This is a genomic window from Streptomyces sp. NPDC003034, assembly GCF_053591375.1.
In genome coordinates, this window is sequence record NZ_JBSFTS010000007.1 from 1 (window position 1) to 18,251 (window position 18,251).

20 protein-coding genes are annotated in these 18,251 nt (G+C 72.1%); 10 read left to right on the forward strand and 10 right to left on the reverse strand.

Annotated elements, in window-relative coordinates; genetic code table 11:
- The 3 genes from ACWDX7_RS10400 to ACWDX7_RS10410 form a co-directional block, all read left to right on the forward strand.
- The coding region (locus ACWDX7_RS10400; RefSeq protein ID WP_451490052.1) for an IS30 family transposase at window positions 1-318 on the forward strand (318 nt) is incomplete at its 5' end.
- 200 nt (window positions 319-518) lie between these two features.
- Window positions 519-1,067 carry a hypothetical protein gene (locus tag ACWDX7_RS10405; RefSeq protein WP_451490053.1) on the forward strand — a complete coding sequence of 183 codons (549 nt, stop codon included), beginning with the start codon at window positions 519-521 and terminating at the stop codon, window positions 1,065-1,067.
- Between the two features lie 44 nt (window positions 1,068-1,111).
- Window positions 1,112-1,888, forward strand: coding sequence for a bestrophin-like domain (locus ACWDX7_RS10410; protein WP_451490054.1), 777 nt, complete (start codon window positions 1,112-1,114; stop codon window positions 1,886-1,888).
- A gap of 28 nt (window positions 1,889-1,916) precedes the next feature.
- On the opposite strand, the gene ACWDX7_RS10415 is transcribed toward ACWDX7_RS10410, so the two are convergent.
- The 3 genes from ACWDX7_RS10415 to ACWDX7_RS10425 form a co-directional block, all read right to left on the reverse strand.
- Entirely contained in the window at window positions 1,917-3,113 is a 1,197-nt protein-coding gene (locus tag ACWDX7_RS10415; RefSeq protein ID WP_451490055.1) for an MAB_1171c family putative transporter, read from the reverse strand.
- Window positions 3,110-3,667, reverse strand: coding sequence for a toxin-antitoxin system, toxin component (locus ACWDX7_RS10420; protein ID WP_451490056.1), 558 nt, complete (start codon window positions 3,665-3,667; stop codon window positions 3,110-3,112). Before ACWDX7_RS10420 ends, ACWDX7_RS10415 begins: the two co-directional genes overlap by 4 nt.
- Window positions 3,668-3,730: 63 nt before the next feature.
- On the reverse strand, window positions 3,731-4,399 hold the full coding sequence (locus ACWDX7_RS10425) for a helix-turn-helix domain-containing protein (RefSeq protein ID WP_451490057.1): 669 nt from the start codon (window positions 4,397-4,399) through the stop codon (window positions 3,731-3,733).
- Window positions 4,400-4,617: 218 nt separating this feature from the next.
- Here ACWDX7_RS10425 and ACWDX7_RS10430 point away from each other — a divergent pair, with 218 nt between their 5' ends.
- Window positions 4,618-5,604 carry a helix-turn-helix domain-containing protein gene (locus tag ACWDX7_RS10430; protein ID WP_451490058.1) on the forward strand — a complete coding sequence of 329 codons (987 nt, stop codon included), beginning with the start codon at window positions 4,618-4,620 and terminating at the stop codon, window positions 5,602-5,604.
- Window positions 5,605-5,746: 142 nt separating this feature from the next.
- Window positions 5,747-7,102, forward strand: coding sequence for a 6-phospho-beta-glucosidase (locus tag ACWDX7_RS10435; RefSeq protein ID WP_451490059.1), 1,356 nt, complete (start codon window positions 5,747-5,749; stop codon window positions 7,100-7,102).
- 27 nt (window positions 7,103-7,129) lie between these two features.
- Here ACWDX7_RS10435 and ACWDX7_RS10440 read toward each other — a convergent pair whose 3' ends face one another.
- Both ACWDX7_RS10440 and ACWDX7_RS10445 read right to left on the reverse strand, forming a co-directional pair.
- Window positions 7,130-7,735: a nucleotide triphosphate diphosphatase NUDT15 gene (locus ACWDX7_RS10440; RefSeq protein ID WP_451490060.1), complete on the reverse strand. Its 606-nt coding sequence runs from the start codon at window positions 7,733-7,735 to the stop codon at window positions 7,130-7,132.
- 87 nt (window positions 7,736-7,822) lie between these two features.
- Window positions 7,823-8,458 (reverse strand): cupin domain-containing protein, encoded by a 636-nt coding sequence (locus ACWDX7_RS10445; RefSeq protein ID WP_451490061.1) that lies wholly within the window; start codon window positions 8,456-8,458, stop codon window positions 7,823-7,825.
- 66 nt (window positions 8,459-8,524) lie between these two features.
- Between ACWDX7_RS10445 and ACWDX7_RS10450 the strand changes: the two genes are divergently transcribed.
- Window positions 8,525-9,526, forward strand: coding sequence for an NAD(P)/FAD-dependent oxidoreductase (locus ACWDX7_RS10450; RefSeq protein WP_451490222.1), 1,002 nt, complete (start codon window positions 8,525-8,527; stop codon window positions 9,524-9,526).
- Between the two features lie 73 nt (window positions 9,527-9,599).
- On the opposite strand, the gene ACWDX7_RS10455 is transcribed toward ACWDX7_RS10450, so the two are convergent.
- Complete coding sequence (locus tag ACWDX7_RS10455) at window positions 9,600-10,673, reverse strand: ATP-dependent DNA ligase (RefSeq protein WP_451490062.1); 1,074 nt, start codon at window positions 10,671-10,673, stop codon at window positions 9,600-9,602.
- A gap of 75 nt (window positions 10,674-10,748) precedes the next feature.
- Here ACWDX7_RS10455 and ligD point away from each other — a divergent pair, with 75 nt between their 5' ends.
- The gene (gene ligD / locus ACWDX7_RS10460; RefSeq protein ID WP_451490063.1) at window positions 10,749-11,765 is read left to right on the forward strand and encodes a non-homologous end-joining DNA ligase; all 1,017 of its coding nucleotides are present in this window, start codon (window positions 10,749-10,751) and stop codon (window positions 11,763-11,765) included.
- Window positions 11,766-11,910: 145 nt separating this feature from the next.
- A complete protein-coding gene (locus ACWDX7_RS10465) occupies window positions 11,911-12,159 on the forward strand; it encodes a WhiB family transcriptional regulator (protein ID WP_451490064.1) in 249 nt (82 codons plus the stop codon).
- 95 nt (window positions 12,160-12,254) lie between these two features.
- On the opposite strand, the gene ACWDX7_RS10470 is transcribed toward ACWDX7_RS10465, so the two are convergent.
- The 3 genes from ACWDX7_RS10470 to ACWDX7_RS10480 all read right to left on the reverse strand — a co-directional run bounded on the left by ACWDX7_RS10470 (window position 12,255) and on the right by ACWDX7_RS10480 (window position 15,774).
- A complete protein-coding gene (locus tag ACWDX7_RS10470; RefSeq protein ID WP_451490065.1) occupies window positions 12,255-13,226 on the reverse strand; it encodes an acyl-ACP desaturase in 972 nt (323 codons plus the stop codon).
- 230 nt (window positions 13,227-13,456) lie between these two features.
- Entirely contained in the window at window positions 13,457-15,097 is a 1,641-nt protein-coding gene (locus ACWDX7_RS10475) for an ABC-F family ATP-binding cassette domain-containing protein (protein WP_451490066.1), read from the reverse strand.
- Between the two features lie 260 nt (window positions 15,098-15,357).
- A complete protein-coding gene (locus ACWDX7_RS10480) occupies window positions 15,358-15,774 on the reverse strand; it encodes an SsgA family sporulation/cell division regulator (RefSeq protein ID WP_451490067.1) in 417 nt (138 codons plus the stop codon).
- 323 nt (window positions 15,775-16,097) lie between these two features.
- On the opposite strand from ACWDX7_RS10480, the gene ACWDX7_RS10485 reads away from it, so the two are divergent.
- Window positions 16,098-17,207 carry a WD40/YVTN/BNR-like repeat-containing protein gene (locus ACWDX7_RS10485; RefSeq protein WP_451490068.1) on the forward strand — a complete coding sequence of 370 codons (1,110 nt, stop codon included), beginning with the start codon at window positions 16,098-16,100 and terminating at the stop codon, window positions 17,205-17,207.
- Between the two features lie 25 nt (window positions 17,208-17,232).
- Here ACWDX7_RS10485 and ACWDX7_RS10490 read toward each other — a convergent pair whose 3' ends face one another.
- Window positions 17,233-17,532, reverse strand: a complete 300-nt coding sequence (locus ACWDX7_RS10490; RefSeq protein WP_451490069.1) for a YciI family protein — start codon at window positions 17,530-17,532, stop codon at window positions 17,233-17,235.
- Between the two features lie 26 nt (window positions 17,533-17,558).
- On the opposite strand from ACWDX7_RS10490, the gene ACWDX7_RS10495 reads away from it, so the two are divergent.
- Window positions 17,559-18,236, forward strand: a complete 678-nt coding sequence (locus tag ACWDX7_RS10495) for an endonuclease V (protein ID WP_451490070.1) — start codon at window positions 17,559-17,561, stop codon at window positions 18,234-18,236.
- Window positions 18,237-18,251 lie beyond the last annotated feature (15 nt).

The window sequence follows — 18,251 nt, forward strand, 5'->3', positions numbered from 1 at the left end:
ACCACCGTCCAGACCCTGCCCGCCCATCTGAAGCGGTCCCTGACCTGGGACCAGGGCAGCGAGATGAGCCGACACGGCGAGTTCACCGTCGCCACGGACATCCCGGTCTACTTCTGCGACCCGGCCAGCCCCTGGCAGCGCGGCTCGAACGAGAACACCAACGGCCTGCTGCGGCAGTACTTCCCCAAGGGCACCGACCTGTCCGCCCACACCCCCGAGTACCTCACCTCCGTCGCCGCCGAACTCAACGGCCGCCCACGCAAAACGCTCGGCTGGGAAACCCCAGCCGAGCGCCTGCATAAACTACTCGCAGCTTGATCAAACCAACCACGTGTTGCGACGACCGCTAGAAACCGCCTTCGGGGTCGCGCCCCTCACGCGTCCCCGGGGGCCGGGGTGATGGCTTGAAGTCGTCCGTCGGCCAAGGATCTTGACCTGTCTGCCGCGTGTCGAAGAGCCGCTCTGATCGTTTCTTCAGCCGTAACCCTCATATGTGCTGCGGAAACGGGAGACGCGCGGTGGTCGCTTGGCTGCACCTCACCGGGGCGGGTCTGGTCGCGGCGCTGTGCCCGCTGCACGGCCACGTGGCGGTCGCGGGCGACGGCGCCCGGGTCGACGTGTGCGTGCCGGCCGGGCCACCGCGGCCGGGCCTTGCCGCGCCGCCCTCGGTACGGCCCTCCCCGCGGCCCTCGCCGCCGATGGCCGCCCCCGGGAGCGCACGGCCGACCGTGCGCCACCCCGGCCGGACTCCCGAGCCGGAGCTTCCCGCCCGGCCGGAGCCGGCCGGGCCCGGGGCGAAGGCGGGGGCGGGGGATGCGAAGCCGCCGGCCCCCCCGCCGGCTGCCGCCGACGCGGCCGGGCCTCCGCCAAGCAGTGCACCCGCCCCGCCCGCCGCCAAGGCCGCCGCCGCGCCCGCGCGCGCCTTCCACGTGCGTCCGTACCGCGCTGTGGCCCTTGAGCGACGCGGCCCGGACGGCATGTCCACCATGATGCTCATGGTCGTCGTCACCACGCCGGCCGTCCTGGCCGCCGCCGCCCTGCGGCCGCGCTCCAAGAGTCGCGGCTGACCTCTGCGCATCCCTCCTCCACTGATCCGCAACGGAGAATCCACGTGTCCCAATGGGTGGTTCTGGCCATCGCCATGGCGCTCGTCTGCGCCCTCGTCTTCACCATCACCACGATCCGGCACCGCCGCGTCGCGGACGACGAGGACACCAGCGAAACCCCCGACGTCATCGAGTACATGACGATGATGGTGGGTGTGGTCTACGCCATCGTGCTGGGCCTGGCCATCGCCGGCGTCTGGGAGGCACGCGGCGCCGCCGAGGACAGCGTGCGCCGCGAGGCCCAGTCGCTGTACGAGGTCACCCAGCGCGCCGACGTCTACCCCGCCCCCGTCCGCGACCGCATCCGCGCCGAGGTGGACGCGTACGTCTCCCACACCCTCGCCGTGGACTGGCCGCTGCTGACCTCCGGCGAGAGCGCGTCCGCTGAAGGCGCCGAACTGCTCGGCAAGCTGCGCGGCGACCTCACGCACCAGAGCCCTGCCAACGAGCTGCAGGCGCAGGCCTATCAGCCGCTGCTCGATCACATCGCGGCCGCCGACGACGCCCGGCACGCGCGGGCGCAGAGCTCCGAGTCGACGCTGCCGGGGGTGGTCTGGTTCGGGCTGCTGGTCGGCGGGGTGGTCACCGTCGGGTTGATCTTCGCGCTGCAGATCCGCCGCTCCGGGCGGGAGTTGCTGCTCGCCGGGCTGTTCAGCGCGCTGATCGTGTTCCTGCTGTTCATGGTGTGGAGCTTCGACGCCCCCTACGGGCGCCAGGGCACCGATTCGGCGGAGCCCTTCCAGGACCTGTTCCCCAAGCCGGCGGTGGCGGCCGCGCGCTGAGCCTCGCGGGCCGTGCCCCCGGACATCCTCAGCCGGGCCCGCCGCCGCCCGACAGCACCACCTGCCGGCGCAGGGCCGCCACCACCGGTGAATGGCGCAGGGCGTGGGAGATCCGCAGCAGATCGCGCGGGCCGTCGGCGGTGTCGGACACGGTCTCCTCGGCGGCCGCCCCGATGACCGCGCCCTCGGGGTCGGCCGACCGGGCCCGTACGGCGGCCGCGACCATCGCCGCGTCGGCGACCGCGCGGGCGGTCTCCTCGTCCGAGCCCTCCGCGACGGCCCGCTCGTACGCGTCGTCGCGGTGGTGGCGGTCGAAGTACGGGCCGAGGTGGAGGAACCCGTCGTGGATGTCCGACTCCCGCTGGATCACCCGCAGTTCGGCGGCGGACCACCAGGACATCCGCACGCCGGGGGCGGCGCCGCCGGGCGCGGAGATCCGCACCTCCTGCCAGAGCGTGCCGAGCCGCCGGTACGTCGTCCAGCTCTGCCAGTTGTCCGACAGCCGCTGGCAGACCAGCGGGAGGACGAAACCGATCGCGCTGATCAGCGCGCCCACGGCGGCGAGCGGCGGGGCCACGAAGGTGCTCAGGCCGTCGAGGTTGTGGCCCGTCCAGCGGGCGACGACCGCGGAGATCTTGGTGGCGTCGTAGCTGAGGTTGAACATGTAGCCGCAGACGATGATCACCAGGCCGACCCGGAGCCAGCCGCGCACCTGGAGGGACCAGCGCCAGCACATGGCCACCATCACGACCGCGGCCACGTGGTGCGCCAGCAGGTACAGGCCGATCATCTGGCCGATGTAGGGCGTGTTCGCGTAATGCGTGTCGAAGTCGCGCAGCCGCTCGACGGGGGCCTCGCCGAGGACGAAGAGCACGATCAGAACCACGATGACGGCGCTGTAGCCGAGGATCCAGCGCCGCGAGACCCGCCGGGTCTGTTCGGGCGGCCCGCCCCGCCAGTTGACGACCAGCACCAGGCAGGAGGCGCTGAAGGCGGTGATCAGGCAGTAGACGAGGGGAGCGGAGACGTTGACGATGCCCGTCCAGCGGTTGACGGCCTCGATGGTGGGCGGGGCGGCGAAGGTGAACACCGCTCCGGCCAGGGTCAGCAGGGCGCAGACCGACCGCAGCAGCGGGTCGCGCCAGTTGTGCCGTAGCGCCGGCAGCTTGAAGGCGAGCGAGATCGCCATCGCGGCCGCCGGTATGTAGTAGTCCTCGCCGTTCAACGGTCGTTCCTGTGCCCCCGGTATCCGAGCGAGGCCTCGATACGGCCCGCCAACTGGTCGCGCTGGGCCGGAGCCCGGTGGCTCGCCGATCCGGCCAGCCAGGTCCGGCACCGGCTGCCCAGCAGTAAGCCGAAGGTTTCGGCCTCGGTCTCCTCCTGGACGTCGGCGCGCGTGCGCGCGGCGACGCGGCGGACCGTTTCGCCGAGATCGGCCTCGTCGGACAGCAGCCGCGCGGCGACGGCCGCCCCGTCGACGTGGTGACTGCAATGGCCGGCCTTCATGTGCCACAGCTCGTGACCCAGGATCACCAACTGGTGGTCGGGAGCGGTGCGTTCTTCGACCACCACGAGATCGCGGTCCGCCATGTCGAGCCACAGGCCGCTGGCCGTCCCCGCCGGGAACGAGGCCATCCGGAAGTCCACCCGGCGGCCGCGGTGTCTGCTCATGCCCTCGCAGAGGGCGGCGTAGAGGTCCACGGGTTCCACGGGCGCGGTCAGCCGGATGCCGGCCACCAGCTCCCCGCACAGCCGCCGCTGCTCTCTGCCTATGCTCACCGTTCTCCCCGTCGGCGCGGATCCGGATCAGGACTCAAGGATCAGACCCAGCTTTCGACTGGGTCAGGATTCATTCGGTTTGACGCTTTCGAGGAGCATGTCCAGCCATTCGGTCACCTTGTCCCGGTGTTTGTCGCTGGGCAGTTGGGCGGCGCGCCAGGCGATGCCCCGTACCCCGTGGTTCTGGAGCAGCCTGGCCAGCGGATCGCCCACCGAAGCGGCAGCGGCGGGTGCCGTCTCCCGCGTACGGCCCGCGAAGTCCTGGAGCAGCTGCTGCTCGGTCCGCTGGAGCGCGTCGGTGAGGGCGTCGGCGTCGTGGGCGGTGAGGAAACCGGCGTGCACCCCGAAGAAGCGCTGGATCGCGTCGCAGTGCTCCATGGTGGGCCGGCGGTCCCCGTTGATCAGGGCGCCGGCCTGCTGCCGGGACATGCCCGCGCCGTCCGCGATCTCCTGCTGCGTGTAGCGGCGGCCGTTGGGTTTGAGGCGGGTGCGCCGGAGCAGGTCGAGGCGCTGGAGGAAGCGGGTCTGCAGATCGGGCTCACCGGCCGGCCGTCCCTCCAGCAGGTTCCTGACCACGTCCGCGGGTACGCCCGAGGCCTCGGAGAGGCGCCGCAGGTCGAAGACCTGATTCAGATCGCGGCCCATCTTGCCCGCGAGTTCGGCGACACGCGTGACGGTGGCCGCCAGGGGTGCGTGGGCCACCGCGACGGGAGCCGGGAAGCCGTCTGTCACCAGTGGTTCTCCTAGATCGCGCGAAGTCGGTTCGGGCACATGGTCGGCTTCTGGAATCTAGCCGTTCTGCCTTGGAAGGGCTAGAACGTGCCACAGCTGTGGCGGGAATGAGCTGTCAAGAGGCTGGAACTGCCACAATAGTTGACACTCGAATGAAGTCGGTAGCAGGATCGCCACACGGAAATGAAGATCCAGACCGTGAGAAGGGGGAGCTCTCGGTGCCACATCTCGCAGCGGTGAGCCCGTCCGACGGCCTCGCCCCAGCCGGTGAGGACCGCCTGCCGGGCGACGAGTCCGCACGCGGCGCCGTGCGGTCGGAGCGGCGCAAGGAAATCCTGCGCCAGCGTCGGGAAGAACTGGGCCTGAGCCAGGAGGACCTGGCGGCGCGGCTGCGCATCAGCGTGCGTGCGTACGGCAATTGGGAGCGCGGCCTGGTCAAGGAATGGACCGACCGCAAACTGCTCGCCCTGGCCGAGGCGTTGGAGATGAGCGAGCGGCAGTGCTTCTGGCTCTTCCGCGTCATGGTGGACCGCGACCCGCCGCCGACCTGGCGGGCCGACGAAGGGAACCGGCTGCCGACGGACCCGGCCCAGCGCGACTACCTGTGCGACTACGCGGCGCTCATGGAGTCCCTGCCCCACCCCAGCTTCCTCGTGGACCACCGCTGGGACGTCGCGCTCACCAACTCCGCCTTCGACCAGCTGTTCCAGTCCGTACGGCCGCACCCGACGGCCCTGCCGGACGACAACTTCCTGCGCTTCGTGCTGTTCCACCCGGACGCGGCGGCCGTGCTGGAGGACCACGAACCGGCCTGGTGCGTACCGCTGCTGGCCCGCTTCGCGACCGCGCTCTCCGAGGCGCCCGAGGACGAGGGGCTGCGCAGCATCCGCCAGGAGGTGGCCCGCGATCCGTTCATGGAGGCGGCCTACCGGTACGGGGTGCCGCACTGGCTGAGTACGCACGGCGCCCACGCCGCCGAACAGGACGGGGCGGTGCGCACCGTGCGCCATCCCGACCCGCGGTGGGGCCTGGTCCGCTGCCGGATGGTGGCCGAAACCAGCCGGATGCTCGATGCGATGGGGCTGACCCGGATCACCCTGATCCTCTCCGCGCCGCAGGGCGCGCCGGTGGGTCCGGTCCGGGGCGGCGGGCTGCCGCAGCAGCAGGGGGCGCGGCTGCGCGCCGTGCCGTCGCTGGGGGAGTGAGCGGCCGGGGGACACTGGTGCCCTGAACGTGTACGCGGTGGTGCGCCCAGGGTGCGCCGCAGGGTGCGGACGCCGCGGATGCCGCGGATCGTGGCCTTTTCGCCGTGGCACGCGTCGTGGCACTGGTGAAGGGCGGTAGGGCGTGCGGCTGACGATCCTTGGCGGGGGCGGGTTCCGGGTCCCGCTCGTGTACGGAGCGCTGCTCGGGGACCACGCCGAGGGCCGCGTGTCCCACGTGACGCTGTACGACGAGGATCCCGGCCGCCTCGGCGCCATGGCCCGGGTCCTCGCCGACCAGGCGGCCGCCGCCGGAGTGCCGGACGCCCCCGTCGTCAACGCCACCGGGGACCTCCACGAGGCCCTGCGCGGAGCCGACTTCGTCTTCTCCGCCATCCGCGTCGGTGGCCTGGAAGGGCGCGCGGCGGACGAGCGGATCGCCCTGGCCGAGGGGGTGCTGGGCCAGGAGACGGTGGGCGCGGGCGGGGTCGCCTACGGGCTTCGCACCGTGCCGGTGGCCCGGGCGATCGCGCGGGCCATCGCCCGGATCGCCCCCGAGGCGTGGGTCATCAACTTCACCAACCCGGCCGGGCTGGTCACCGAGGCGATGGCCGAGGAGCTCGGGGAACGGGTGATCGGCATCTGCGACTCGCCGGTGGGGCTCGGCCGGCGCATCGCCCGGCTGCTGGGAGCCCGGCCGGAGGAGGCCTGGATCGACTACGTCGGCCTCAACCACCTCGGGTGGGTCCGCGGGGTGCGCATCGGCGGCCGGGACGAACTGCCCCGGCTGCTGGCCGACGCCGACGCCCTGGAGTCCTTCGAGGAGGGCAGGCTCTTCGGAGCCGAGTGGCTGCGCTCGCTCGGCGCGATCCCGAACGAGTACCTGCACTACTACTACTTCAGCCGCGACACCGTACGGGCCTACCAGGACGCCGGGCAGACCCGCGGCGCCTTCCTGCGCGAGCAGCAGCGCGGCTTCTACGCCGAGGCCGGCCGGTCCGGGCAGTCGGCCGGGGCGGCGCTCGCCGCCTGGGAGCGGACCAGGGCCGAGCGCGAAGCCACGTACATGGCCGAGAACCGCGAGGCGGCGGGCGTCGGCGAGCGCGACGAGAGCGACCTGGAGTCCGGGGGCTACGAAAAGGTGGCGCTCGCGCTGATGCGGGCGATCGCCCGGGACGAGCGGGCCACGCTGATCCTCAACGTGCCGAACCGCGGGACGCTGTCGGTCCTCGACGCGGAGGCGGTCGTCGAGGTGCCCTGCCTGGTCGACGCGAACGGCGCCCACCCGGTGCGCGTGGCCCCGCTGCCGCTCCACGCGGTGGGTCTGGTCACGGCGGTCAAGGCGGTCGAGCGGGAGGTACTCGCCGCGGCCGCGAGCGGTTCGCGGGCGACCGCGGTCAAGGCCTTCGCACTGCACCCGCTGGTGGACTCGGTGACGGTGGCCAGACGGCTGCTGGACGGGTACGCGGCGGCCCACCCTGGCCTGGGCTACCTGCGCTGACCTGCCTTCGCCGGGCGGCCTGGTGCCTCAGGAGCCCGTGCACGCCTCCGTGCCGGTGCCGGTGGCTGTTTCGCAGGCAGCGCTGATGTCCGTGGAGACCGGGCCGGGCGTGTCGATGTCACCGTCCGGGTGGAGGTCCGCGGCTGTGATCGGATAGTCGTACGAGGGCACGTGCGGCAGCTCCGGGTGACGTGGTCGCCATGTGCGCAGCACGGCCGCCGACGGAGGGTAGAGGGCCGAGGGGATCTCGGACGGGGAGAACCACCGCCAGTGGGCGATCTTGTGCGGCTCGGTGACGGTCGGGACGCCCTGCGCGGTGGTGGTGACGGCGGCCGCGGTCAGCCGGGGCACGTCGGACTCCGCCTCCATGTGGACGGCGAGGACCCGGATCCCCGAGGCGGCCGCCCGCAGGCCCGTTTCCTCGGTGAGCTCCCGCGCGGCGGCCTGCTCGAAGCCCTCCCCGGGGTCGACCTTGCCGCCGGGCAGCTCCCAGCGGCCGTCGTGCGCCTGGCCGAGCAGCACCCGGCCGTCCGGGGCGACGACGACGAGCCCAACGCCGACGACGGCGTTGGGCACGGGGACGGCCCGCTCGGGGCGCTCGGGGTGCTGGGGGCGCTCGTTGGGGACGGTCATGGCGATTCTTTGTTCGAGTCGAGTCGAGGCGAGTCGAGGGGGGTTGAGGCGAGTCGAGGGGGGGGTGAGTCGGGTCGGTGGCCTGGGTCAGGTGCCTGTGGTGCGGGTGGGGCTCGTGGAGCCCGAGGTGGTGGGCCTGGCCCGTACGTGGATCCGTTCGCCCTGCGGGCCGAAGAGGCTGAGGAACTCCACCGGCTGCGGACCCGCGTTCAAGAAGGCGTGCGGGGTGTGCGTGTCGAATTCCGCGGCCTCACCGGCGCCGAGGACGAGATCGTGCTCGCCCAGCAGCAGGCGGAGGCGTCCGGAGAGCACGTACAGCCATTCGTACCCTTCGTGCACCTTCAGTTCGGGCTCGGGCGGCGGGACCGCGAGGGGCGGGAGGATCTGCTTGAAGGCGTGTACCCCGCCGAAGTTGCGGGTCAGCGGGATGTACGTGCCGCCATTGCGGACGAAGGGGCGCGGGCGGATCCGCGGATCCCCGGTTTCGGGGGCGCCGACCAGTTCGTCCAGCGCCACCCGGTGGGCCTTGGCCAGCGGCAGCAGCAGTTCCAGCGTCGGCCGGCGCTGGCCGGACTCCAGCCGGGAGAGGGTGGAGAGGGAGATTCCGGTGATCTCGCTCAGCTGGGACAGCGTGGTGCCGCGCTGCTGCCGCAGGGCGCGCAGCCGCGGGCCGACGGCGGTGAGCACGTCCGCGAGTTCTTCGTCCCGCTCTTCGGTGGCCATGACTCCATTTGCCGCTTCGGCAATGACGTTTGTCAAGTGGGAGCCGAGGGGCGGAACGTGACCGGTATGGGAAACATGATGAGCGAACGGTTCGACGTCGTGGTCGTGGGCGGCGGGGCCGCCGGGCTGGCCGGGGCCCTGACTCTGGTCCGGGCCCGCCGTTCCGTACTCGTGATCGACTCCGGCAGCCCGCGCAACGCCCCCGCCGCGCACATGCACGGCTACCTCGGCAAGGACGGGGACAGCCCGGCCGGTCTGCTGGCCGAGGGCCGGGCGGAGGTCGTCGGTTACGGCGGGCAGATCCGGCCCGGCACGGCCATCGCCGCCGACCGGCTGCCCGAGGGGGGCTTCCTCGTCCGCTGCGGGGACGGCTCGACCGTACGGGCGGGGCGGCTGCTGGTCGCCACCGGTCTGGTGGACGAGCTTCCGGCGGTGCCGGGCCTCGGGGAGCGCTGGGGGCGCGACGTGCTGCACTGCCCGTACTGCCACGGCTGGGAGGTACGGGACGAGCCCATCGCGGTGCTGGCGACCGGGCCGCTCGCCGTGCATCAGGCCCAGCTCTGGCGGCAGTGGAGCGACCGCACGATGCTGCTGTCCCACACCTGGAAGCTCACCGAGGAGGACCGGGAGCTGCTGGCCGCCCGGGGCGTGGAGGTGGTCGAGGGCGAGGTGACCGGCCTCGCCGTGAGCGACGACCGGCTGAGCGGGGTGACCCTGGCCGGCGGGGTGGCCGTGGCCTGCCGGGCGCTCGTGGTCGCGCCGCGGTTCACCGCCCGTTCCGGCGTCCTGACCAGCCTGGGCCTGCCGACGGCCACGGTCGAGCGGGACGGCCAGGTGGTCGGCGTCTGCGTCCCGACCGACCCGGCGACCGGGACCACCGCGCTCGCGGGCGTCTGGGCGGCCGGCAATGTGACCTCCCCGATGGAGAAGGTCGCCGGCGCGGCGGCCCAGGGCGTGCGCGCGGCCGTCGCCGTCAACGCCGACCTGATCGAGGAGGAGACCCGGCGGGCGCTGGAGGCCCACCGCGCCGGCGCCGGCCGGCGCGACGCGGCTGACCACACCGGCTGATTCGACGGACCGGCCGATCGCACCAGCGTGCGCGGGCCGACGTACACAGGCCCGAGGTACGGGGCCCGGCCGCTCAGGTGACGGGGGGCGCGCCCAGCACCTCGGCGAGGTCGTACCGGACGGCCTCCTGCAACTGGGCGTAGGTGCAGCTGCGCGGCTCCCGGTCGGGGCGCCAGCGGCGGAACTGCGCGGTGTGCCGGAAGCGGTCCCCCTCCATGTGGTCGTACGCCACCTCCACGACCCGTTCCGGCCGCAGCGGCACCCAGGACAGGTCCTTCTTGCCGGTCCAGCGGCTCTGCGCACCGGGCAGCCGGGCGCTTTCGTGGGCGGCCTCCTCGGCCCACGCGGCCCACGGGTGGCCCTCCGGGTCGGGCATGCGGAGCGGTTCGAGTTCGTCGAGCAGTTCGGCGCGGCGCTTCATCGGGAAGGCGGCGCACACACCCACGTGCTGGAGCGTGCCGTGGTCGTCGTACAGGCCGAGGAGCAATGATCCGACAATCGGACCGCTCTTGTGGAAACGAAAACCCGCGACGACGACGTCGGCCGTACGCTCATGTTTGATCTTGTACATGAGGCGGGTGTCCGGCCGGTAGGGGAGATCGAGCGGTTTGGCGATCACCCCGTCGAGACCGGCGCCCTCGAACTGCTCGAACCACTCCTGCGCGAGCACGCGGTCGGTGGTCGCGGGCGCGATGTGAACGGGGGGACGAGCGGTGGAGAGTGCCTGGACGAGGGCGGTGCGGCGGTCGGCCAGCGGGGTGTCGAGGAGCGACTCGTCGCCGAGCGCGAGCAGATCGAAGGCGATGAAACCGGCGGGCGTCTTCTCGGCGAGCATGGTGACGCGGGACTGCGCGGGGTGGATCCGCTCGGTCAGCAGGTCGAAGTCGAGCCGGCCGCCGTGAACGATGACGATCTCCCCGTCCACGACGCACCGGGTGGGCAGGTTGGCGGTGAGGGCGGTGACCAGCTCGGGGAAGTACCTGGTCAGGCTCTTGCCCGTCCGGCTGCCGATCTCGATCTCGTCGCCGTCGCGGTGGACGATCGCACGGAAGCCGTCCCACTTGGCCTCGTACTGCATGCCCGGCGGGATCTTGGACACGGACTTGGCGAGCATCGGTTTCACGGGGGGCATCACCGGCAGATCCATACTGGAGATTCTGCGGTGGTACGTCCGGCCTCGCCCGGTATGCGCACCCGGCCAGGCGCGCCTACCGTGGCGCACATGGGTGCTGCCGGTAATGCGATCGAGCTGGAGGCGGGCGGGCGGACGGTTCGGCTGTCCAGCCCGGACAAGGTCTACTTCCCGGAGCGCGGCCTCACCAAGCGGGACGTGGCCGAGTACTATCTCGCGGTCGCGGACGGCATCACGCGAGCCCTGCGCAACCGTCCCACGACCCTGGAGCGGTATCCGGAAGGAGTGGAGGGCGAGTCCTTCTTCCAGAAGCGGGCGCCGAAGAACCTTCCGGACTGGATCCCGACCGCCCACATCGCCTTCCCGAGCGGCCGCACGGCCGACGAGATCTGCCCGACGGAACCGGCCGCCGTCCTGTGGGCCGCCAATCTTGGCTGCCTCACCTTCCACCCCTGGCCGGTGCGGCGCGATGACACCGACCGGCCCGACGAACTGCGGATCGACCTGGACCCGCAGCCGGGCACCGACTACCACCACGCGGTGGCGGCCGCCCATGAGCTGCGCGCCCTGCTGGACGAGCTCGGCTTGCGGGGCTGGCCCAAGACCTCGGGCGGGCGCGGGCTGCACGTCTTCGTGCCGATCGAGCCGCGCTGGACCTTCACCGAGGTCCGGCGGTGCGCGATCGCCCTCGGCCGGGAACTGGAGCGCCGGATGCCGGGCAGGGTCACCACGGCCTGGTGGAAGGAGGAGCGCGGCGAGCGGATCTTCGTCGACTACAACCAGACGGCGCGCGACCGCACGATCGCCTCCGCCTACTCCGTCCGCCCGCGTCCGCACGCGCCGGTGTCGGCGCCCCTGCGCTGGGACGAGGTGGGCGACGCGGAGCCGCGCGACTTCGACATCGTGACGATGCCCGCGCGCTACACCGAGCTGGGCGACCTGCACGCGGACATGGACGAGCACGCCTTCACCCTGGACGCGGTACTGGAGTTGGCGGCCCGGGACGAACGCGACCACGGCGTGGGGGACCTGCCGTACCCCCCGGACTACCCGAAGATGCCGGGCGAACCGAAGCGCGTACAGCCGAGCCGCGCGAAGCCCGAGTAGCCGCGTACGGGTGGAGTGGTTCGGTACGGAGGGCTACCGCAAGCCTGCTGGCAGGCCCGCCGGGAGCGGGCCGGCGCGTACGCCCCGGCAGGGTGTTGATCAGGCGTTGATCAGACGTCCATCGGCGGCGGCCAGGATCTCCGGCATGTCGATGAACACCGCCGCCAACGCCACCGCCACCGCCTGGTTCGACCTCGCCCTGTGCGCCCAGACGGGCCCCGGCTTCTTCTTCCCGGAGCCCGGCTCGTCACTGCGCGACGCGAAGCGGCTCTGCGGGGCGTGCGAAGGGCGGGCCGCATGCCTCGAATACGCCCTGGCCAATGACGAGCGCTTCGGGGTGTGGGGCGGCCTCTCGGAGTCGGAACGGCTCGCGCTGCGCCCTCGCCGCGGCTGACGGTCCAGCCCTCCCCCTCGGCACGACGCGAAGCCCCGGCAGAGCGGGGCTCTGCCAGGGCTTCGGTTTCACTCGCGCGGGCGGGTGGCGATCGGTCAGCCCTTGCGGGCCGCGATGCGCGCGGCGCGGGCGGCGAGGCGCTCGTCGAACTTGCGCGCCTCGGAGTCCAGCCCGTTCATGAACAGGCCGAGCTCCTCTTGGGCCTTCTGGCCGTCCGGGCCGAGGCCGTCGATGTCCATGATCTTCAGGAAGCGGATCACGGGGCTCAGGACGTCGTCGTGGTGGATCCGCAGGTTGTAGACCCCGCCGATCGCCATCTGGGCGGCCATCCGCTCGAAACCGGGCATGCCGTGTCCGGGCATCCGGAAGTTGACCACGACGTCCCGCACGGCCTGCATCGTCAGGTCCGGGGCGAGCTCGAAGGCCGCGCCCAGCAGGTTGCGGTAGAAGACCATGTGCAGGTTCTCGTCCTGCGCGATGCGGGCGAGCATCCGGTCGCAGACCGGGTCACCGGACTGGTGCCCCGTGTTGCGGTGCGAGATGCGGGTGGCGAGCTCCTGGAAGGCCACGTAGGCCACGGAGTGCAGCATCGAGTGGCGGTTGTCGGACTCGAACCCCTCCGACATGTGCTGCATGCGGAACGCTTCCAGCTTGTCCGGGTCCACCGCCCGCGAGGCGAGCAGGTAGTCCCGCATCACGATGCCGTGGCGGCCCTCCTCGGCGGTCCAGCGGTGCACCCAGGTGCCCCACGCGCCTTCGCGGCCGAAGAGCGAGGCGATCTCGTGGTGGTAGCTGGGGAGGTTGTCCTCGGTCAGCAGGTTCACGACCAGCGCGATCTTGCCGATTTCGGTGACCTTGGACTGCTTGGGGTCCCAGGCTTCGCCGTCCTCGAAGAAGCCGGGGAAGTTGCGGCCGTCGCTCCACGGGACGTACTCGTGGGGCATCCAGTCCTTGGTGACCTTCAGGTGGCGGTTGAGTTCCTTCTCGACCACCTCTTCCAGCGCGAACAGCAGCTTGGCGTCGGTCCACGCCTCCGAGCTGCCGAGGTGGGGAGAGGTGAGTGTCACGGGTACTCCTGGGTGCAAAAGCGAATTACCTACGGTTCCGTAGCCTACGGAGTCGTAGGTTAAACGCGACATCAAGGCAGAGCCAAGCCCCCACCACGCATATGTCTGGTTACCTCCAGTTATCTATGCAGTTCCGGCCCGGTTCCAGCGGCCGGCTGGGGAGGAAAGTCACGCGAGCAGGTGATCCGTCAAGCCTGCTTTGACGACCGCGTGCCCACCGCGCCGGTCGGTTACTCGTGCCACAGCGACTCCCGGACCTCCTCGGCCGTCGTCGGCCGCAGTCCGCCGTCCAGCAGCAGCCACCGCGTGATGCCGATCGACTCCAGGAACGGCACGTCATGGCTGGCCACCACGAGGGCGCCCTCGTACGACTCCAGCGCGTCCCTCAGCTGCCGCACGCTCGCCAGGTCGAGATTGTTCGTCGGCTCGTCCAGCATGAGCAGCTGCGGAGCCGGCTCCGCCAGCAGCAGAGCCGCCAGCGCCGCCCGGAAGCGCTCGCCGCCCGACAGGGTGCCGGCCGGCCGGTCCGCCCGCTCTCCCCGGAAGAGGAAGTGCGCGAGCCGCGCCCGGATCAGGTTGTTCGTGGCCTGCGGGGCGAAGCGGGCCACGTTCTCCACCACCGAGCGGCTTTCGTCCAGTACGTCCAGTCTTTGCGGCAGGTACCGCGTGGTCACGTGGCTGACGGCAGTCCCGGACACGGGCGCGAGCAGCCCCGCGACCGTGCGCAGCAGGGTGGTCTTGCCCGAGCCGTTGCGACCCACCAGCGCGATCCGCTCGGGACCCCGCAGCTCCCATTCGCCCGGCACGGTCGCCCCGTGCGCCAGGCGCAGATCGCTCAGGCTCAGGACGCGCCGCCCCGGCGGGACCTGGGTGGCGGGCAGCCGGATGCGGATCTCGTCGTCGTCACGGACCGCGTCCACGGCTTGGTCCAGCCGCTCCTTCGCCTGCGCCAGCTTCTCGGTGTGCATGATCCGGTGCTTGCCGGCCGACTCCTGCGCCGCGCGCTTGCGGGCGCCCATGACGATCTTCGGCTCGCGCTTGTTGTCGTACATCTTCTGGCCGTACCGCTTGCGCCGTGCCAGCTTGACGTGCGCGTCGGCCAGCTCGCGCTTCTGCCGCTGGACGTCTGCCCCCGCGACGCGGACCATCCGCTGCGCCGACTCCTGCTCGGCGGCGAGCATCTCCTCGTAGTCGCTGAAGTTCCCGCCGTACCAGCGGACTTCGCCGTCCCGCAGATCGGCGATCTGATCGACCCGCTCCAGCAGCTCCCGGTCGTGGCTGACGAGGACCATCACCCCGGCCCAGTTCTCGACCGCCCCGTACAGGCGGCGCCGGGCCCGCAGGTCCAGGTTGTTGGTGGGCTCGTCCAGCAGCAGGACATCGGGCCGGGCGAGCAGCAGGGCGGCCAGTCGCAGCAACGCCCCTTCGCCGCCCGACACTTCACCGACGGTGCGGTCCAGGCCGATCCGGGCGAGCCCGAGCTCGTCCAGAGCGGCCAGGGCGCGTTCCTCCACGTCCCAGTCGTCGCCGACCGCCGTGAAGTTGGCCTCGGTGGCCTCGCCCGCCTCAATGGCGTGCAGGGCGGCGCGGGTGGTGCGGATGCCGAGGGCCTCGTCCACACGGAGCGAGGTGTCGAGGGTGACGGTCTGCGGGAGGTAGCCGACCGTACCGGCGACAGACAACTGGCCGCCGGAGGGGCTCAGCTCACCGGCGATCAGCTTCAACAGGGTGGACTTGCCGCAGCCGTTGAGGCCGATCAGTCCCGTACGTCCGGGGCCGACGGCGAGCTGGAATCCGTCGAACACGGCAGTGCCGTCAGGCCAGTCGAAGGACAGGGCGGAGCAGGTGATGAAAGCAGGGGCATGACTCATGGAGGCCTCCAGGTTGCGTGAGTGGTGCGTGCAACGCGGGGAGACGGCCGACGGGGTCGGACGGTCAGGGCGCGGGGCGCTGACGGCGTGGCCGGGTCGGTGTCTCGAACCTCAGACGAGCAATGTCCTGCTCCGTTTCGACGGCGATGGGGCAGCTACGAAGTTACGGGCGGCCAAAACCGCCCGCAAGCGAATTGCGCGGCGCCAGAGCGGTCACCGGTAGCCACAGCGGTCATCGGCGGTCGCCGGGGGCGCGTCGGTCAGCAGCTGTCGCGCAGCAGCTCGGCCAGGCTGTGGTCCATGTCGAGGTAGAGGTGCTCCAGGCCGGGCGGGACCACGGTCGATGCCCGCTCCAGGAACCGGTACAGCTCGGCCGTCGCCATGAGCACGATCGCGACGCCCTCCGGCGCGTGGAATTCGATCGTGGTCCGGTCGCCGTCGTACGGGCGCACCCGGACGTCGCCGTCGCCCGAGGGGCGGTCGAGCCCGGACTCCAGCAGCTCGCGGGCGAAGGTCCACGAGACCTCCACGCCCTCCAGGGTGGCCGGCGCGGGGAAGGCCATGCGTACCGCGAAGGGATCCGCGCGATCGTAGCCGAGCGTGACGGGAACGGTCTCGACCTTCGGCGCGGCGGCGATCAGACGTGCCTGTACGGCCTGTTCGATGACAGTGATCAAGGCTCACTCCCTTGCGGCGGATCTGCTGCTGGACCTGTGGGTGGAGTCCGGCAACCCGATAGACGCGGGAATCGGCGAATCAGTGCACGCCCGCTCGCGTGAGCTGTGTCACCGACTGGCCGGAAGGTATCTGTGTGATCGCACCGAGTAACCATGTGAAGGGGTGTGCCGGAAGGGCGCCGGGTCGGCGCCCCAAGCCCCGGAGAGGACGAAGTACGGCCGGTTACCGATCACTCGACAGGCGCAAAGTCACGCTCAGCCGGCGACGGGAGGCGCAAACGCGCCCTGGACGGTCCATCGGGGGTGCGTTAGCTTCCGGCGCCATGAGACCTCTGGGAATGGGCATGTGCGCGGCGGTTCTGGCGATCGGGGTGCTTGCGGCGCCCGCCCACGCCGACTCCACCGGCGGGAGCGGACGGCCGGCCGAGGCGGACCGGGCCGGCAACCTGCGCGCGGCGGGCTGGGCGCTGAAGGAGACCGGCAAGGAGGCCCGCTTCAGGGGGCTGGCGGCGGTCAGCCGCTCGACGGCCTGGGTGGCCGGCTCCCAGGGGACGGTGCTGCGCACCGTCGACGGCGGCCGGAGCTGGCGGGACGTCTCGCCGCCGGGCGCCGTCGCGGAAGAACTGGAACTGCGGGACATCGAGGCCTTCGACGCGCGCCGGGCGGTGGCCCTGTCGATCGGGGAGGGCGAGGCGTCCCGGGTGCTGCGCACCGAGGACGGCGGCGCCACCTGGACCGAGACCTTCCGCAACCCGGACCCGCGCGCCTTCTACGACTGCCTCACCTTCTTCGACGCCCGGCACGGGCTGGCGATGAGCGACCCGGTCGACGGCCGGTTCCGCATGCTGTCCACGGACGACGGCGGGCGGAGCTGGCGGGTGCTGCCGAACGAGGGGATGCCGGAGGCGCTCCCGGGTGAGGCGGGCTTCGCCGCGAGCGGCCAGTGCCTGGTCGGTTCCGGCCCGCGCGACGTCTGGCTGGCCACGGGAGGCGGGGCCGCCGCACGGGTCCTGCACTCCGCGGACCGCGGGCTCACCTGGCGGGCCGCCGACTCCACCCTCCCGGCGGGCGACCCGGCGCGCGGCGTGTTCGCCCTCGCCTTCCGCGACCGTACGACGGGCCTCGCGGTCGGCGGTGACTACCGCACCGGGCAGGCCTCTCCGCGGGCCGCGGCCGTCTCCCGCGACGGCGGGCACACCTGGACCCAGGCGGCGACTCCGCCGCCGGCCTACCGCTCGGGGGCGGCCTGGTATCCGTACAGCCGCGGTACGGCGCTGGCGGTTGGCCCGACCGGGACGGACGTGACGACCGACGGGGGCCGCAGCTGGCGGGCGCTGGATACCGGCTCGTTCGACACGGTCGACTGCGCGGCGGACGCCGGCTGTTGGGTGGCGGGGGAGAAGGGCCGGGTGGGCCGACTGGAGCGGCGGTGATCACGCGCGGGTGCACCGACCGGATCTAGAGGACCGGGCTCTCCCGGACCGTCGACAGGTCCGCCGAGGTCTTCGTGGCGATGAACTCCGTGATGCGGTAGGTGCAGACGCCCGCCACCGTGAAGGGGTCCTCGGCCGCGATCCTCTCGATCTCCGCCCGCGAGACCCCGCCGGCCAGGATCACGCCTCCGTCCCGCGGGACCTTGCGGCCCGAGGCGAGGAAGACGCCGGCCGCGTAGTAGCCGTCCAGCCAGGCGATGTGGGCGTCCATCTCCTCTTCGACGGCTTCGACGGGCGCGGTGTAAGTGAGCTCCATGACGAACATGATCGCCAGGCTACTCTCGCACCATCATGACTCGTGAGAAGACCCCCGCCGACGAGGCCGAGGCCCGGGCGATACAGGACGAACTACGCCATCAGGTCGTGCTCACCGAGCCCGGCCCGCCGCCCGGCCGCGGGCTCGTCACGGGCGTGGACGTCGCCTACGACGACGCGCGCGACCTCGTCGCCGCCGCGGCCGTGGTGCTCGACGCCGCCACCCTGGAGGTGGTCGAGCAGGCCACCGCGGTCGGTCGCGTCAGCTTCCCCTACGTGCCCGGCCTGCTGGCCTTCCGCGAACTGCCGACCGTGCTGGCCGCCCTCGACGGCCTCACCACCCAGCCCGGGCTCGTCGTCTGCGACGGCTACGGACTCGCCCACCCCCGCGGCTTCGGCCTCGCCTGCCACCTCGGGGTCGTCACCGGCCTGCCGACCATCGGGGTCGCGAAGAATCCGTTCACCTTCACCTACGAGGAACCGGGGCCCCGGCGCGGGGACGCCGCCCCGCTGCTCGCGCCCGACGGCTCGGTCGTCGGCCGGGCGCTGCGCACGCGGGAGGAGGTCAAGCCGGTCTACGTCTCCGTGGGGCACCGCGTCTCACTGGACAACGCGTGCGCCCACGTGCTGGCCCTGAGCCCCCGCTTCCGGATCCCCGAGACCACCCGGCACGCCGACTCCCTCTGCCGCCGCGCCCTGCGCGAAGCGTCGTAGCAGGCGGCGGGCAGC